This is a genomic window from Paractinoplanes maris, from assembly GCF_023544465.1.
GTDB classification, from domain to species: Bacteria; Actinomycetota; Actinomycetes; order Mycobacteriales; family Micromonosporaceae; genus Actinoplanes; species Actinoplanes maris.
The window spans coordinates 110,966-124,199 of the sequence record NZ_JALPVL010000003.1; the positions used below are offsets into that span (position 1 = coordinate 110,966).

At 74.6% G+C, this 13,234-nt stretch carries 7 protein-coding genes and 1 pseudogene; all 8 read right to left on the bottom strand.

Annotated elements, in window-relative coordinates:
* Positions 1 to 22: 22 nt before the first annotated feature.
* Complete coding sequence (locus NAG42_RS09310) at positions 23 to 760, bottom strand: 2,3-dihydro-2,3-dihydroxybenzoate dehydrogenase (protein ID WP_250029465.1); 738 nt, start codon at positions 758 to 760, stop codon at positions 23 to 25.
* The gene (locus NAG42_RS09315; protein ID WP_250029467.1) at positions 757 to 2,103 is read right to left on the bottom strand and encodes a cation:proton antiporter; all 1,347 of its coding nucleotides are present in this window, start codon (positions 2,101 to 2,103) and stop codon (positions 757 to 759) included. The genes NAG42_RS09310 and NAG42_RS09315 overlap by 4 nt, the downstream gene beginning before the upstream one ends.
* Positions 2,096 to 2,884 (bottom strand): siderophore-interacting protein, encoded by a 789-nt coding sequence (locus NAG42_RS09320; RefSeq protein WP_250029469.1) that lies wholly within the window; start codon positions 2,882 to 2,884, stop codon positions 2,096 to 2,098. The genes NAG42_RS09315 and NAG42_RS09320 overlap by 8 nt, the downstream gene beginning before the upstream one ends.
* Positions 2,881 to 3,675: an alpha/beta fold hydrolase gene (locus NAG42_RS09325; protein WP_250029470.1), complete on the bottom strand. Its 795-nt coding sequence runs from the start codon at positions 3,673 to 3,675 to the stop codon at positions 2,881 to 2,883. Before NAG42_RS09325 ends, NAG42_RS09320 begins: the two co-directional genes overlap by 4 nt.
* On the bottom strand, positions 3,675 to 5,510 hold the full coding sequence (locus tag NAG42_RS09330) for an ABC transporter ATP-binding protein (protein ID WP_250029472.1): 1,836 nt from the start codon (positions 5,508 to 5,510) through the stop codon (positions 3,675 to 3,677). The genes NAG42_RS09325 and NAG42_RS09330 overlap by 1 nt, the downstream gene beginning before the upstream one ends.
* Positions 5,503 to 7,296: an ABC transporter ATP-binding protein gene (locus NAG42_RS09335; RefSeq protein ID WP_250029473.1), complete on the bottom strand. Its 1,794-nt coding sequence runs from the start codon at positions 7,294 to 7,296 to the stop codon at positions 5,503 to 5,505. The genes NAG42_RS09330 and NAG42_RS09335 overlap by 8 nt, the downstream gene beginning before the upstream one ends.
* Positions 7,293 to 11,720, bottom strand: a complete 4,428-nt coding sequence (locus NAG42_RS45470; protein WP_438872393.1) for a non-ribosomal peptide synthetase — start codon at positions 11,718 to 11,720, stop codon at positions 7,293 to 7,295. Before NAG42_RS45470 ends, NAG42_RS09335 begins: the two co-directional genes overlap by 4 nt.
* A gap of 87 nt (positions 11,721 to 11,807) precedes the next feature.
* Positions 11,808 to 13,202, bottom strand: a pseudogene (locus tag NAG42_RS45475) (amino acid adenylation domain-containing protein); the annotation flags it as partial.
* Positions 13,203 to 13,234: the final 32 nt, after the last annotated feature.

Here is a 13,234-nt window from a genome sequence, read left to right on the forward strand (position 1 = left end):
TTCTCCTTTCGGGCCGGGTGTCTCAGGCCCGGAGCGTGGCTCCGCCGTCGACGTACAGGTCGTGCATGGTGATGTGCCGGGCCCGGTCGGAGGCGAGGAACAGGACGGCATCGGCCACGTCCTCCGGCTCGGCGATGCGGCCCAGCGGGATACCGGTGCGGTAGGTGGCCAGATCGCCGGCGATGACCGGATCCGGGCCGGCCTCGGTCCACAGGGCCCGCTGCATGGGGGTGTCGGTCGACCCGGGGGCGACCACGTTGCACCGGATCCCGTACGGCGCCAGTTCGAGACCCAGGCTCTTGGTGAAGGCGGTGGCGGCGGCCTTCGAGGCGGCGTACGCGGCCAGGCCCGCCCGGGGCACGCCGGCCGCGTTGGACGAGACCGTGACGATCACGCCCGCCCGCCGCGCGACCATCCGCCGGGCGACCGCCCGGCTGGCGTGGAAGACGCCACCCGCGTTGACCGCGAACACGTCCTGCCAGTCCAGATCGGACATCTCGACGACCGGGCCGGCGCGCAGGATCCCGGCCACGTTGGCCAGGACGGTGATCGGGCCGAGGCTCGACTCGACCTCGCCGACGACCTCGTCGACCTGAGCCGGTGACGCCACATCGGCGGCGTAGGCGGTGATGCCGTCGTGCCCGGCGTCGTTCGCCTTCAGGTCGACGGCGGCCACCCGCATCCCGGTCCGGGCGAAGGCGAGCGCGACGGCCCGGCCGATGCCCTGCCCGGCCCCGGTGACCAGCGCGATCCCCGTCATGATGTCCCTCCGGTGGTGACCAGGGCGAGCGCGCGGCCACGCTCCGCCTCGTCCTCGTTCGGCTGCACGCGGGCCATCGACCAGCGCAGGATCGGCGGGCCCATCACCGACGTGACAACGGCGATGAGCACGATGACGGTGTAGGTGGCGATGGACAGCACTCCCAGCCGCAGCCCGGTGGCGGCCACGACCACCTCGACCACACCGCGGGCGTTCATGCCGGCGCCGAGCGCGATGCCCTCCCAGTGCGAGAGCCGGCTGGCCCGCGCACCGAGGTAGGCACCGGCGAACTTGCCGATCACCGCCACGAGGAGCAGGGCGACCGCGGCCAGCAGCACCGGCGGGTCGGCCAGTGCGGTCAGGTCCATCCGCAGCCCGGCGGTGGCCATGAAGAGGGGTGCCAGGACCGAGAGCACGACCGTGCGCAGCGGGGCGAGGTCCCGCCAGATCGAGCGGTCCGGGCGTGGGTCGGGCTCTTCGGCCGCCCGGGCCTGACCGATGAGGACGCCGGCCACGAACGCGCCGAACAGTGCCTCCAGGCCCATCGCGTGGGTGGCGGCCGCGCCGAGCAGGATGATGACCACCGAGGTGGTGATCCGGGGGCCGCCGTCGGAGGCCCGGCCGGCCCGCTCGAGCGCCCACCTCACGAGCGGACGGCCGATCACGAGTGCCGCGATGACGAAGCCGATCAGGGAGACCAGCGACAGCGACACCGCCCCGGCCCGTACGCCGGTGGTGGCCGCCGCCGAGACCACCGAGAGCAGGAACCAGCCGACGGCGTCGTCCACCATCCCGGCGGCCAGCGTCAGCTGGCCGATGTCGCGGTGCAGCAGTCCCATGTCGGACAGCGTCTTGGCGATGACCGGGATGGCCGTCACGCACATCGCGACGCCCAGGAACAGCGCGAAGGTGCCGCGTCCGGTGCCCTCGGTGAGCAGGGCGGCCGGCACGAGGGAACCGGCGGCGATGCCGAGCCCGAGCGGCAGCAGCAGCCCGGCCAGGCTGACCCGCACCCCGGTGGCGCCGCGCTTGCGCAGCATGGCCGCGTCGAGCTGGACGCCGGTGACGCCGACGAGCAGCAGCACCCCGAACTGACCGACCGCGTCGAGCAGGTGCAGCTGCGCGGCGTCGGCCGGCAGGACCCAGCCGAACGCGCCCGGGGCGAGCGCGCCGAGCAGCGACGGACCTAGGACGACGCCGGTCAGCAGCTCGCCCACGAGCGCGGGCAGGCCGAGCCGCACGGCGATGCGGCCCAGGGCCAGCGCCACCAACAGCAGCAGCGACACCTGCAGCAGGAACACCAGCAGGGTGTGCGGCGCCAGGCTGGGCAGTGGGCTACTCATCGTCGTCGTGATGGTCGAGGTTGACGGTGCCGCGCTTCCAGTAGCCGTCGATCTCGGCCCGGTCACGCGGGTGCCCGAGGGCGCGCACGTGGCGGCGGATCGGCTTGAGCCCGGTCGCCTCGCCGGCGATCCAGATGTACCCGTCGCCGGGCGGCAACTCCAGCGCGGTCACGGCCTTCTCGAGCGACTCCCCGCGGCTGCGATGCAACCAACGGACCTCACCGGCGAGCTTCTGCTCGTCGTCGGCGTCGGCCACTTCGGCGTACGCCTGGATGCGTGCCCCCGCGGGCAGCTGCTCGAGCCAGGCGGCGAGGGCCGGCAACGCGGTCTCGTCGGCCCCGAGCAGATACCAGTCGAAGGTGAACGGGACCATGGTGGAGCCGCGCGGGCCGAGGATGCCCACCTTGTCGCCGGGCCGGGCGGCGGCCGCCCAGCTGCCGCCGGGCCCGTGCCCGTGCAGCACGAAGTCGATGTCGAGCTCGCGCGCCTCCGGCCGCAGGAACCGGATCGTGTAGTCGCGGAACGTCGGAAGGGGCGAGCCGGGCGGCGGCGGTTCGAGCCCCTCCTCGCCGAGCGTCGGCATCACCGGCAGGCCCGCGCCGGGCTCGGGAAAGAAGACCTTCACGTGGTCGTCGGGAGCGGCGTAGCTGAACCCGTCGAGCTGCTCACCGCCGAGCGTGATCCGGACCATGCGCGGGCCGAGGTGGTTCACCCGCACGACTTCGAGCAGTCGCGGGGTGAGGTCGTGCCAGACGAGTTCGACCTCGCGAGCGGTGGTCATAGCTGCTCCTTGAAGAAAGCGACCAGGGCGGTGTTGACCCGGTCGGGCTGTTCGAGATAGCCGTAGTGGCCCGCGTCGGGGATCTCGGCGTAGCGGGCGCCCCGGATCCCGCCGGCGATCCGGCGCCCGCCCGGCGGCGGGGCGATCAGGTCGTCGGCGAAGCTCAGCACCAGGCACGGTTTTCCGATCTCGGCGTACGCCTGGAGGCGGTCGTCGTCCTGGCCGGCCTCCAGCCGGCTCGGGGTGCCGCCGGGGTCACCGCCGAGCGGCATCTGGAAGACGTCCAGCCAGTCCTGGGTCTGCCGGTCGTCGGCCAGCGTGCGCGGCGACAGGTTGACGGCGGCCCGGACGACCGCCAGATACTCGCCCGGCAGGCCGGTCACCGCGCGCTCGGCCCGCGACATCGCGCTCAGGAAGGCGCTGGGCCGGTCGAAGGTGGCCATCAGCACCGCCCGGTCGACCAGATCGGGCCGGTGCAGGCACAGCTCGGCGGCGACCCGCGCACCCATCGAGGAGCCGGCGATCCGGCACGGGCCGAGGCCCAGCTTCTCGATGAGCCCGGCGGCGTCGGCCACCAGGTCGGGCATGGTGACCACCGGCGGGGTGTCGCTGGGGGTGAGGCCGCGGGCGTCGAAGGTGACGACGCGATAGCCGGCGGCGACCAGTGCCGGCACCTGATGCAGGTGCCAGGTGCGGCCGCGGGCACCCGTGCCGGCCAGCAGCAGCACGCCGGGCCCGTCGCCGGTCTCCTGGTAATGCAGCCGGCACCCGCCGACGTCGATGACGGTCATCAGTCCTCCGGGGTGAGCCGGCCGGCGTGCAGGCGCACGACGCGGGGCAGGCGGTCGATGGTTGACGGGCGGTGGGCGATGACGAGCACCGTGCGGCCGGCCCGCAGGCGGGCCAGGGCCTGTTCGATGCGGTGCGCGGTGGCCGGGTCGAGGTCGGCGGTGGCCTCGTCGAGGATCAGCACCTCGGGGTCGGTCAGCGCGGCCCGGATCAGGCCGGCGAGCTGCCGTTCCCCGGCCGAGAAGCGCTCCCCGCGCCGGCCCAGGGCGGTGTCGAAGCCGTCGGGCAGGCCGGCGACCCAGGCGTCCAGCCCGAGCTGCCCGGCGGCGCGGGCGAAGTCCGCCGGGCCGGGCCGTCCCGGTGCGAGCGCCAGGTTGTCGGCCAGGGTCCCGGCGATCATGTGCACCTGCTGCGGCACCAGGACGAGCCGCCGCCGCAGCTCGGTCGCGTCCAGGGCCGACAGGTCCCGACCACCGAGGCGGACAGTGCCGCCGTCGGGCAGATAGAGCCCACAGAGCAGCTTGGCCAGCGTGGTCTTGCCCGAGCCGGTCTCCCCGACGATTCCGGCGTGCTCCCCGGGCGCGAAGCCCACGCTGATCCCGTGCAGAACGGCCTCCCCGGGCCGATAGCTGTAGGTGACGGCCTCAGCCGTCAGCCCGGCGGCGTCCGGCCCGCGCCGCACCTCTCCCCCGGACACCGTCAGCCCAGCGGCGGCCCGCCCTCGCCGAGCCGACCCAGCTGTCCCCTCCGCCGGCCGTGGCTTGACTTCGCCAGCCGCTTCCTCGTCCGCCCGGCCTCGGACGATCTCCGCCCGGCCGGCCGTCAGCCGGCCCGCCGCCGCGGTGCGAGGTGCGGTGGCGTCGAGGAGGTCGAGGAGCCTGGCCAGGCCCACGCGGGACTCGAGCATCTCGCCGGCGACCAGCGTGAAGTCGTCGACCGAGGCGAACAGGTCACGGCTGGCCAGCACGAAGGTGACCACCACGCCGACGGTGACGACGTCCTCGGCGGCCAGCATCCCGCCGGCCACGAGAAGCGCCGCCGTGGTCAGGCCCTGCACGATCCAGGTGGCGTCGATCCAGTTGGCGCCGCGCTGGGCTGTCCGGGCCCGGTCCAGATAGGTGTCGGCGTCGGCGCGCAGGCGGTCGAGCCAGGTGCCGGTGGCGTTGTCGAGCTGCAGCTGCTCGCGGGCCAGCAGGCTCTCGGCGAAGGTGGCGGTGACTGCCGCCTGCGCGGCCGCCTCGGCCGGGTAGGCCTGCTGGGCGGCCCGCCGGAAGCGGCGGCCGAGCCACCACATCGGCGGCGCGAAGACCAGCACGAGCAGGGTGAAGAGCGACCACGACGACGAGAGCAGCACCACGACGCTGAAGAGCAGGTATCCGCTGAGCGAGATGAGGTCGGGCAGCTGACTGCGCACGAAGGTGGCCAGCTCGGCGACCTCGACGGTGGCCCGCTGGAGCAGGTCGCCGCCCCGGTGCGCTTCCAGGAAGCGCAGCGAGGTCGTCCCCAGCCGCTCGACGACCAGGTCGCGCAGGCTGTGCACGACCCGCTCGCCGACCCGGGTGAGCAGAAGTTCCGACCATCGCAGCAGGACCGTGCGCGCGACCACCAGACTGAGCACGACCGCGGCACTGACCAGCAGCCCCCGGCGGTCGCCGGCCAGCAACTCGTCCACCGCCCGGCCGATGACCACCGGCACCAGCGTGAGCGAGAGCGTGGCCAGCAGGTTCACCGCCACCGCACCGGCCATGGCCCGGCGATGCTCGCGCAGCTGGGGCCAGGCCCGGCGCAGCACGTGCCGCTGGTCGGGCTCGTCGGTGAGCAGCCGGATGTCACCCATGACGCACCAGCTCGGCGTCGAGGTGGTCGTCCGGGGCGCCCAGGTCGATGACCCGGGTGGCGCGGCCGGCGACGGCCGGGCGCGAGGTGGCGAAGACGACGGTGACGTTCTCGCGGAGGAGGCCGTCGAGGATGCGCTGCTCGGTGCCGGCGTCGACGGCCGAGGTGACGTCGTCGAGCAGCAGCACCCGGGCCCCGCGCAGCAGGCCGCGGGCGAGGGCGAGCCGTTGGAGCTGGCCACCCGAGAGGGTGCTGCCGCGCTCGCCGACCACCGTGCCGAAGCCGTCCGGCAGTGACTCGATGTGCTCGAGGATCCCGGCCGTGCGGCAGGCGTCCCGCAGCTGCTCGCCGGTGATCGCGGCGCGGCCGAGGCGGAGGTTCTCGGCGATCGTGCCGCTCAGCAGAAGCGGCCGCTGCCCGACCAGGGTGATGGTGTCGCGCACCTCGGCCAGGGAGGCCTCCCGCAGATCGACTCCGCCGTACTGGATCGTTCCAGCAGCGGGGTCCTCGATCCGGGCCAGGAACCTCAGCAGTGTGGACTTCCCGGAGCCGACCGGACCGACGACCGCCACGAAGTCCCCGGGCGCGACCTGGAGATCCGGCAGCCGCAGCGGTTCCCGGCCGTCCCGCTCGACGCTCAGGCCCTGGGTGCTCAGCGTCCCGCCCCGGACTGATGAAACGCTCAGCGTCCCGTCCTGGACTGACGTAACACTCGGTGCACCCTTGCCGTCTGCGCTCGGATGGCTGCCATTCCTGCACATTCGCTCATCCGCGGGGAGCGAAGCGACATCGGCGGGGCTGTGCGGCAGTGGGACCGGCTTGGCCGGGTCGCGCCGGGCCGGCTCGGCGGTCAGCACGGTGCCGATACGGCCGGCCGCGGTCCAGGCGTCGCCCAGCTGGTTGAACCGGAACGTCAGCATCATCACCTGGCGCCCGAGCAGCGCCATCCAGCTCGCGAACGACACCAGGCCGCCGACCGAGAACCGGCCGTCGAGCACCGCCAGGCCCCCGACGGCCAGGCCGATCGCGGTGGCCAGCCACGGCACGAACGGCGCGCCGGCCGCCCAGCCGGCCGCGACCCGGGCCAGCGCCAGTGTGCGGTCGCGGACGACGGCGCTCGCCCGGTGATGGCGCTCGACCAGGACGGTCTCACCGCCCAGCCCCCGGACGGCGGTGCCGGCCGAGAGCAGGTCCTCGACCGCGTCGGCCCGAGCCCCGTGTGCGGCCGAGAGCGCGGAGTTGGCGTTCTCGTAGCGCCGCGGATACCAGAGGTTGACCGCGAGCAGCAGCGGCACCGTGCCGAGACCGACGATCGCCAGCATCGGGTCGAGCGTGGCCACCACGACCAGCACGGCCACGAAGCCGAGGATCCCGCTGAGCAGCGACGGCACGGTGGCCAGCCACCCGGCGACCTGTTCGACGTCCCGGGTGCCCCGGGTGACCAGATCCCCCGCGCCGAACCGGTGCGCGGTGGCCGAGTCCCAGCCCAGCACGCGCTCGGCGAGGCGCAGCAGCAGCCGGTTGCCGGTGCGGAGGCCGGCCAGCGTGGCCCACCACCGCATCGCGAACTCGGCGCCGGTCAGCGCGACCGCCACCGCGAAGGTCGCCCCCGCCCACCCCAGCAGGGCGGGCGTGTCCCCGGTGGTGATGCCGTCATCGAGTGCCCGGCCCAGACACCAGGGCAGCAGGATCAGCCCGGCCTGATATCCCAGCCCGCCGATCCCCGAGGCGGTCAGCCCGCGAGCGGAGTCCCGCACCGCCCAGCGCAGCAGCTCAACCGGCCTCATGACGTCTCCCGGCCGATCGACCCGGTCCCCGCAGGCACGGCGGGACCGGTGGATGACGCGTTGCCGGGGATGGGTGCGCCGGCCGCGAGGGCGGCGACCGTCCGGAGGGCGACCAGGTCGCGCAGCCTCAGGGCCATCCCGTGGGTGCGGGCGAGGCCGGCCAGGCGCATGGCCGAGATGCTGTCGCCGCCCAGGTCGAAGAAGCTGTCGTCGGCGCCCACGGCGGGCAGGCCGAGCACCTCGGCGAAGAGCGCGGCGATCCGCTCCTCCTGAGCGCCGGACGGCGGCCGGCCGGTCACGGCGTACGAGGGCCTGGGCAGCCGGGCCCGGTCGAGCTTGCCGTTGACCGTGAGCGGCAGCGCCTCGAGACCGACGACCGCCGCCGGCACCAGATAGGACGGCAGCCGGTCGCCGGCCCAAGCGCGCAGCTCGGCCGGATCGACCGGCCCGACGACGTAGGCCACCAGACGCCCGCCGTCGGTCACCACCACCGCCTGCGCGACGGCCGGATGGTCGCCGAGCACCGTGGCCACCTCAGCCGGCTCCACCCGGTGACCGCGGATCTTCACCTGGTCGTCGGAGCGGCCCAGATAGTCGATCCGCCCGTCCGGCGTCCACCGCGCCACGTCGCCGGTGCGATACAGGCGCGCGCCCGCCGGCCCGAACGGGTCCGCCACGAAGCGCTCCGCGGTCAGCCCCGGCCGGTGGAGATAGCCCAGCGCGACCTGCGCGCCACCGATGTACAGCTCCCCCGCCACCCCCGGCGGCACCGGCCGCAGCCGGGCGTCGAGCACATAGAGCGTCAGGTTGGCCACCGGCCGCCCGATCAGCGCGCGCGGCACCTCCTTGACCCGCTGCACCACGGCGTCGACCGTGCACTCGGTCGGGCCGTAGAAGTTGTACGACTCCGTGTCCGGCAACGCTGCCATGGCCGCCCACAGCTGGTCGGGCACCGCCTCGCCGCCCACGCCGAGCACCGCCAGCCCGGCCGCGTCGAACCCGGCCGCCAGCAACTGGTCGAGGTGCGAGGGGGCGACCTCGACGACGTCGATCCCGTTGTCCCGCAAGAGGGCGGCCAGCAGCGCCGGGTCGTGCTGCGGCTCCTCGGTCACCAGGTGCAGCTCGTGCCCGCCGAGCACCGCGAGCAGCGGCTGCCAGGAGGCGTCGAATGCGAACGACCAGTTGTGCGCGACCCGCAACGGCCGGCCTAGCCGTTCCGAGGCCGGACCGAGGATCCGGTCGGTGTGGCTGGCGAGCAGGTTCACCACCGTGCGGTGCGGAACCAGCACGCCCTTGGGCCGCCCGGTCGATCCGGAGGTGTAGATGACGTACGCCGGGTGGTCCGGGCCGATCTCCGGTGGCACGGCCCGCACCGGTGGCAGGGTCTCGTCGAGCAGGACCCGGGGCGCGCCGGCCGGCAGCCGGTCCGCCGTGGACGCCACCGCGAGCGTCACCACCGGCCGCGCGTCGGCCAGCATGGCCGCGATCCGGGCGGCCGGATACGAGGGATCGATCGGCAGGTAGGCCGCGCCCGACCCCATCGCGCCCAGGATCGCCGGCACGATGTGCTCCCCCCGGGGAAGGAGCAGCGCGACGATCCCGCCGGGGCCGGCACCGAGCCCGGCCAGCGTCCCGGCCAGCGAGGACGCTTCGGCCACCAGCTCGGCGTAGGTCCACCGGCGCGTTCCTACGACTAGCGCCGTCGCGTCCGGTGTGCGCGCGGCCCAGCCCGCCACGAGTTCCGGCAGGGTCGCCGGGGCGACCGGCACCGAGCCCTCGTTCCAGTCCACGAGCACCCGGCGGCGTTCGGCGGCGGTGAGCGCGTCGGCCCGGTCCACCGCCCGAGCGGGGTCGGCCACCACCTCGGCCGCCAGCGCCACGAGCCGGTCGAGCAGCAGCCGCGCGGTCGCGGCGTCGAACACGTCGGGCCGGTATTCGAGGGCCAGGTGCAGGCCCTCGTCCTCCGCCGCGACCAGCGTGAGCGGGTAGTGCGTGGCGTCGCGCCCGGTGACCCCGGACAGCTTGAGGCCGGCCGCGCGCTGGCTGTCGTCGAGCCGGTCCCCGTCGACCGGGTAGCTCTCGAAGACGACCAGCGTGTCGAACAGCTCGCCGACCCCGGCCAGTCGCTGGATCGGCGCGAGGCCGAGGTGCTGGTGGGCGAGCAGCGCCGCCTGCTCCTGCTGGAGCCGGGCCAGGAACGCCGTCCAGCTCTCCCCGGCCGGCAGCCGGGTCCGCACCGGAACGGTGTTGATGAACAGGCCGATCGTCTCGTCGGCGCCGGTCAGCTCGGGCGGCCGCCCGCTCACGGTGGCGCCGAAGACCACGTCGTCGCGGCCGGTGAGCCGGCCCAGCAGCACCGCCCACAGCGCCTGCACGAGCGTGTTGGGCGTGATGCCGTGGGCCCGGGCCAGCTCGACGACGGCCGGTGGCAGCTGATCGGTCACCTCGCCGGGCAGCCGGGCCGGGCGGCCGCTGACGCCGGGGGCGACCAGGGTCGGCTCGGCCAGGCCGTCGAGGGCGCCTCGCCACGCTTCGCGGGCGGCCTCGGTGTCGGCGGTGGCCAACCAGGCCAGGAAGTCGCGGTAGGGGCGGGCCGGGGCGGGTGCGGTTCCCGCGTACGCGGTGAGCAGCTCCCGGGCGACCAGGGGCCCCGACCAGCCGTCGACCAGCAGGTGGTGCTGGGTGAGCACGAGCCGGTGCCGGTCGTCGGCCAGGCGCAGCAGCAGGAATCGCAGCAGTGGCGCGGTTTCCAGCTCGAACGGCCGGACCCGCTCCTCGTCGGCCCGCCGGTCGGCCTCCTCCTTCCCGGCGACCTGTTCGAGGCGGAACGGCGCGGCCCCGGCCGCCGGGATCACCTGCACCGGCGTACCGGACGGGGTGGTGGTGAAAACGGCGCGCAGGTTGGGATGCCGGTCGAGCAGCCGCGCGGCCGCCGCCTGAAGCCGGTCGGCGTCGAGCTCACCGTCGAGGTCGAGTTGCTGCTGAACCGTGTAGACGTCGCCCGCCCCGTCCAGCGTGTGCAGGAAGAACAGCCCCTCCTGCAGCGGCGTCAGCGGTAGCACGTCGGTCAGGCCCGAGTGCCGGCTCTCGAGGTCGTCGAGGGCGGCCTGGTCGACGCCGGCCAGCACGTCCGACGGCGTGAGGCCGCCCGGCTCATCGGCCAGCGTGGCCAACGCGGCGGTCCAGGCTTCGAGCAGCCCACGCACCGCCCCTTCGGTCAGGACCCGGCGCGGGTACGCCGCGGAGAGCACCACCTCGTCACCGGCCACAGTGGCCTCGACGGTGAGGGCGTGCCGGGCGGGCACTCCATCGCCGGCATCGCCACGCAGGCCGTCGTCACCGTCGCCGGTGCGCCCGAGGTAGTTGAACAGGATCGGCGGTCGCGGGTCGTCCCGCCGCAGCAGGCCGTATCCGATGCCGCCGTCCGGGGCCGCGCGCAGCACCTCCTTGACGTGCTTGATCGGCGCCTTCGCGGTGGCCGTCAGCCGTACGGGATGCGAGGTCGTGAACCAGCCGACCGTGCGCGACAGGTCGGCCCCGGGCACCAGTTGCTCGGCCCGGCCGTGCCCCTCCAGCTCGACCAGCACGTCCCCGCCCGCGGCCAGCGCCAGCCCGGTCAGCAGGATGTCCTGCGGGTTGGCCCGGAACCGGGCCGGCAGCGCGGTGACCACCGGGTCGGCCTTCACGCGCACCGTCACGTGGCCGAGCGTCCCGAGCGTGTCCACGGCCGGGTCCAGCGCCACGTCACCCAGAAGGGCAGCCGGTCCGTCGAAGACCGAGTCCCAGTACGGGTGCTCGGCCGGGCGGTCGAGAGCCGCGACGGCCCGCGCCCAGGCCCGGAAGGACGTGCCGACGGCGGGCAGCGGCCCCTCGGTGGCCAGGTCCTCGAGCAGGACCGGCCAGGAGACGGCGTCGACGGCCAGGTGGTGGATCATGAGGAGCACCTGGTCGCCGCGGAGCTCCACCGCGACCATCCGGCCGGCCGCCGGGTCCAGGCGTCCGCCGATGACGTCGGCGGCCCGGACAGCGCCCGGCGGCGGGACGTGCAAACCGTCGCCGGTCCACCGGGCGCGGAGCATGTCGTGGTGGTCCAGCAGCGCCTGGAGCCTCGCTTCGAGCCCGGCCGGCCGGTCGATCAGCATCGACTGGCTCAGGGCCGGATCGGCGGCGTCCACCCCGCGCATGAAGGCGGTCGCGGGCACCTCGCCCCAGCCGTCCCCGGCTGCCACCGGCTCACCGCCGAGCGGGGTGGCGATCGCGGCCAGGCCCTCGACCGTCGGGCGGGCGAAGACATCGCGGGCCGAGAGCCGCCACCCGGCCGCGCGGGCGCGGGCGGTGAGCTGCAGGGCGAGGATGCTGTCGCCGCCGAGCGTGAAGAACCCGTCCCGGACGCCGACCCGGTCCAGCCCGAGGACGCCCGCCACCAGAGCGGCGAACTCGTGTTCGGCCGGGCTGCGGGGCTCGTCACCGCCGACGGTCGCGGCGAAGTCGGGGGCGGGCAGGCGGCGGCGGTCGAGTTTGCCGTTGGGGCTCAGCGGCAGCTCGGCCAGGCGTACGAAGGCGGCCGGGATGAGGTGCTCGGGCAGCGTCCCGGTGAGGTCGACCGAGCCGTCGCCGACGACGTAGGCGACCAGCCGGCGGGCCGGTCCGTCGTCGCGGGCGACCACGGCGGCCGCCTCGATCCCGGGCCGGGCGGTCAGGGCGGCCTCGATCTCGCCCGGTTCCACGCGCTGGCCCCGGATCTTCACCTGGTCGTCGGTGCGCCCGGCGTATTCCAGGCCGCCGGCCGTGAACCGGGCGAGGTCGCCGGTGCGATAGAGACGCTCCCCGGGAGCCCCGAACGGGTGGGCGACGAAGCGCTGGGCGGTCAGGCCGGGCCGGCCCAGATAGCCGCGGGCCAGCTGGACACCGCCCAGATACAGCTCGCCGACGATCCCGGCCGGGACCGGGCGCAGCCACGGGTCGAGCACGTGGACCTCGGTGTTCCAGACCGGCCGGCCGATCGGCACCGGGCCGTCACCGGCCACGTCGACCGGGTGATACGTGACGTCCACGGCCGCCTCGGTCGGGCCGTACAGGTTGTGCAGCTCGACGCCGGGCAGCACCACACCGAAGCGCTGAGCCAGGTCGCCCGGGAGCGCCTCGCCGCTGCAGATCACCCGGCGCAGCGTGGTGACCGTGGCGGCCTCGGGCGCGGCCAGGAACGCGCGGAGCATCGACGGTACGAAATGGACGGTGGTGACTCGCTCGGCCTCGATGACCTCGCTGAGGTAGCCGGGATCGCGATGCCCGTCGGGGCGGGCCACGACGAGCGTGGCCCCGGTGAGAAGCGGCCAGAAGAACTCCCAGACCGACACGTCGAAGCCGGCCGGTGTCTTCTGCAGGACCCGCTCCCCGGGGGCGAGCGGGAAGGCCGACTGCATCCACAGCAGCCGGTTGACGATCGACCGGTGCTGCACCACGACACCCTTGGGCCGACCGGTCGAGCCCGAGGTGTAGATGACGTACGCGGCCGTGCTTCCGGTGACAGCCGGCGCTTCGGTGAGCGGGTCGTCCGTGTGGTGCACGGTTTCGGCGTCGACGACCAGGGTGGCACCGGAGTCGGCGAGCAGGAAGTTGGTGCGCTCCCGCGGATGGGAGGGGTCGAGCGGCAGGTAGGCGGCGCCGGTCCGGTGCACGGCATGCAGGGCGACGACCAGGTCGAGGCCGCGCGGCAGCGCCACCGCGACCACGGTCTCGGGCCCGGCGCCCTGCCGGCGGAGCCATCCGGCCAGGGCCGCCACCCGGGCGTCCAGCTCGGCGTAGGTCAGGCTCCGGCCCTCGAAGACGAGTGCGGTCCGCTGCGGGTGGGCGCGCACAGCCGCGCCGAGCAGCTCGGGCAGGGTCGTCGCGGGTACCTCGGTGGCCGGCCCGGTGGGCTCGGCCGTTCCGAGGGTGC

Bases quoted from the DNA above. Each gene is read 5' to 3' on its own strand.
- NAG42_RS09310 (WP_250029465.1), bottom strand. From the start codon at position 760: ATGACGGGGATCGCGCTGGTCACCGGGGCCGGGCAGGGCATCGGCCGG.
- NAG42_RS09315 (WP_250029467.1), bottom strand. From the start codon at position 2,103: ATGAGTAGCCCACTGCCCAGCCTGGCGCCGCACACCCTGCTGGTGTTC.
- NAG42_RS09320 (WP_250029469.1), bottom strand. From the start codon at position 2,884: ATGACCACCGCTCGCGAGGTCGAACTCGTCTGGCACGACCTCACCCCG.
- NAG42_RS09325 (WP_250029470.1), bottom strand. From the start codon at position 3,675: ATGACCGTCATCGACGTCGGCGGGTGCCGGCTGCATTACCAGGAGACC.
- NAG42_RS09330 (WP_250029472.1), bottom strand. From the start codon at position 5,510: ATGGGTGACATCCGGCTGCTCACCGACGAGCCCGACCAGCGGCACGTG.
- NAG42_RS09335 (WP_250029473.1), bottom strand. From the start codon at position 7,296: ATGAGGCCGGTTGAGCTGCTGCGCTGGGCGGTGCGGGACTCCGCTCGC.